This window comes from Lentzea indica (assembly GCF_012184385.1).
GTDB lineage: Bacteria > Actinomycetota > Actinomycetes > Mycobacteriales > Pseudonocardiaceae > Lentzea > Lentzea indica.
On record NZ_VSRL01000460.1, the window covers coordinates 1 to 3,345 of the forward strand.

Genomic DNA, 3,345 nt, shown 5'->3' on the forward strand with positions numbered 1-3,345 from the left:
GTCGACGGCGGCGTGGTGGGGCGGCGCCGAGTCGGCGTTGTGGCAGGCGGTCGGCCTGGGCGTCGGCCTGGTGCTGGTCGGCTGGCTGACGACGGCCGGCAGCACGGTCTTCGCCGCCCGTCTCGGCGAACGCCTGCTCTACCTGCTCCGCGTCCGCAGCTACGCCCACCTGCAACGCCTCGGCCTCGACTACTACGAGCGCGAGATGGCCGGCCGGATCATGACGAGGATGACGACGGACGTCGACGCACTCTCGACGTTCCTGCAGACCGGTCTCGTCACCGCGGTGATCAGCCTGATCACCGTCGTCGGCATCACCGCCGCCCTGGTGTTCACCGACGCCTCGCTGGCCCTGATCGCCCTGTCGGTGCTGCCGATCCTGGCGGTCGCGACCGTGATCTTCCAGCGCCTCTCCTCCGTCGCGTACGCCGAAGCCCGCGAACGGGTCAGCGCCGTGAACGCCGACCTCCAGGAGAACGTCTCGGGCCTGCGCGTCTCCCAGGCGTACACCCGAGAGCGCCACTCCGCGGAAGCGTTCGCCGAACGCAGCGACGCCTACCGCCGCACCCGGCTGCGCGCCCAGCGCTACATCGCCACCTACTTCCCGTTCGTGGCGATGCTCTCCGGTGTGGCCCAGGCGATCGTCCTGGCCGTGGGCGCCCACCGGGTCGCCGTCGGCACCCTGACACCCGGCATCCTGCTCGCCTTCCTGCTGTACCTGGGCCTGTTCTTCAGCCCCATCCAGCAGCTCTCCGGTGTCTTCGACGGCTACCAGCAGGCCCGCGTGGGCCTGCGCCGAATCGGCGACCTGCTGCGCACCCCCAGCACGGTCGAGCCGCCGGCCTCCCCCGTTCCGGTCCCGCCCCGGCTGCGCGGCGAGGTGGAGCTGCGCAACGTCTCCTTCACCTACGCGGGAGCGGACCACCCTGCCCTGGACAACGTGACCCTGCACGTCACGCCGGGCGAAACCGTCGCGCTGGTGGGCGAGACCGGTGCGGGCAAGTCCACCCTGGTCAAGCTGATCGCCCGCTTCTACGACGCCACCGGCGGCACAGTCCTGATCGACGGCGTCGACGTCCGCACCTACGACCTCTCCGCCTACCGCCAACGGCTCGGCGTGGTCCCCCAGGAAGCCCACCTCTTCGGCGGCGACGTCGCCGGCAACGTCGCCTACGGCCGTCCCACCGCCACAGAGCCGGAAGTCCAGCACGCAGTGGAAGCCGTGGGCGCCCTACACATGGTCGCCACCCTCCCCAACGGCTTCCGCCAGCCGGTGGGCGAACGCGGCAACCACCTCTCCGCGGGCCAGCGCCAGCTGGTGGCCCTCGCCAGAGCCGAGCTGGTGAACCCGGACGTCCTGCTCCTCGACGAGGCCACCGCAGCCCTCGACCCGGCAACCGAGTCCGCGGTCCTCGCCGCCAGCGACCACCTGGCAGGCGCCCGCACGACCTTCGTAGTCGCACACCGCCTGGCCACCGCCGCCCGAGCAGACCGCATCGTCGTCCTCGCAGGCGGCCGGATCGTCGAACAGGGCACCCACACCGACCTCTTGTCGGCCAACGGCGCCTACGCCCGCCTCTGGCGCCACGGCACCCCCGAAGCCGCCTGACCCCAGCCAACGCACCCCACCCGACCTCAGCAGGGCGCCGAGGTGGGCACCGACCCGTGCGACAACGCTGCGGCACCCAACAACCCCAGAACCCTGCGGCCCACCAGCAACCCCGAATGCGAAGCCGCGCCATCCGGAGCCGCGGGCCGCAGCCATTCCGTGACAGCTCAACGCCGCACGACCCCCGCCTGGCCACTACGCCGAGGTCGGCACCCACCCATGTGACAAAGGCCGTGGCGTACCAGCAACCCCGAAAGCGAAACCGCGCCATCCGGACCGCACGCCCGCAGCCATCCCCCGTGGCCCGCGCCACGAACCCTCGTCCCCACGCCCGGCCATGACGTACAAACCAACTCCCCAGGCCAGCCAGGTCAAGGAGTCCCCGCCATGCCGAGCCGCCCCTCCGTCCTCTACGTCTCAGACCTCGCCTATCCGGCCAGGGGCAGGCGCTACTGCGACGAGGACATCTACCTGACCTCAAAACTCCGCGACACCTTCGACCTGGCCATCTGCCACCCCGAGCACGCCGCGAACCTGATGGCCGGCTTCGACACCGTGGTCGTCCGCAACAGCGGCCCGGTGATCGACTACCCAAAGGCCTACGCCCACTTCCGCGAGCAAGCCGAGGCCACGGCCCAACGCGTCTACAACCCGCTGACCGGCAAGGCCGACATGGCGGGCAAGCAGTACATGATCGACCTGACCGGGCAGGGCTACCCGGTCATCCCCACGGTCGACCACCCTGCCCACCTCGACCGCCTCCCGCAGGCGACCGAGTACGTCGTGAAGCCCAAAGCCGGCGCCGACTCGCACGGTCTCGAGTTCGTCACCCACGACGAACTCCACGACAAAACCAGCGGGGACGTGCTCATCCAGCCCAAGATCGATTTTCGGTACGAGGTGTCGTTCTACTTCGTGGACCACGACTTCCAGTACGCCCTGCACGCACCAGACCCGGCCCACCGCTGGGAACTCACCCATTACGACGCGACGACGGAAGATCTGGAATTCGCGCGGAAGTTCATCACCTGGAACAACCTCGGCCACGGCATCCAGCGCGTCGACGCCTGCCGCACCCAGGACGGAAACCTCCTCCTGGTCGAACTGGAGGACCTGAACCCGTATCTGTCCCTGGACCGGACATCGGACCGAACCAGAGAGGACTTCGTGAAGGCGATGACAAGTTCGATCCGGCGATCGCTGGACTGACAAGATCAATCCGCACGATGCACCAGATGTACCTATCGTGAACTGATCACTGCTCTCAGTGCGTATGCCCGTCCAACAGTTCCATGACATTGCCCGAAAGGGAGGCGACGTAGTGAGACGCACATCAAGAACTGCTCAACTGCGGGTGACGCCAGGCCCGTCCTGATCGATCCTGTGACAGAGCACTCCTTGCCATGTGCCTCCAGCGTGTGAAGGCCCGGGCCAGGGGGACTAGCCTGACTACCGCATGAGTCAACACCAAGAGCGAGATGGATAGAGGCGAGCGCCAGCCGTGTCCAGCAGCAGTCCTGCGTCACAATTCGGGCCGAACGAGTGGCTCGTCGAGGAGATGTACGAGCAGTTCCTCGCGGACCCGTCATCCGTAGACCCGGCATGGCATGACTTCTTTGCCGACTACAAGCGTGCGGGCGGCAACGGCAGTGCCGCCGCCACGGTCAGCGCGGGTGGCTCCACCGCCACCACGACCGCGACCGTGACGCCGCCGGCCGCCGACAACGGCAAGGCCG

Annotated in this window: 3 protein-coding genes; all 3 read left to right on the plus strand. The window is 68.5% G+C overall.

All coding sequences use genetic code 11. The annotated features are described in order from the left end of the window. Positions 1 to 1,609: ABC transporter ATP-binding protein (locus tag FXN61_RS48315; RefSeq protein WP_167980474.1), on the plus strand; the 1,609-nt coding region annotated here is incomplete at its 5' end. Between the two features lie 387 nt (positions 1,610 to 1,996). Then, positions 1,997 to 2,818, plus strand: coding sequence for an ATP-grasp domain-containing protein (locus FXN61_RS48320; protein ID WP_167980475.1), 822 nt, complete (start codon positions 1,997 to 1,999; stop codon positions 2,816 to 2,818). Positions 2,819 to 3,110: 292 nt separating this feature from the next. Further along, positions 3,111 to 3,345, plus strand: a 235-nt coding sequence (locus FXN61_RS53965; protein WP_312878572.1) for a 2-oxoglutarate dehydrogenase E1 subunit family protein, incomplete at its 3' end; no start/stop codon positions are given.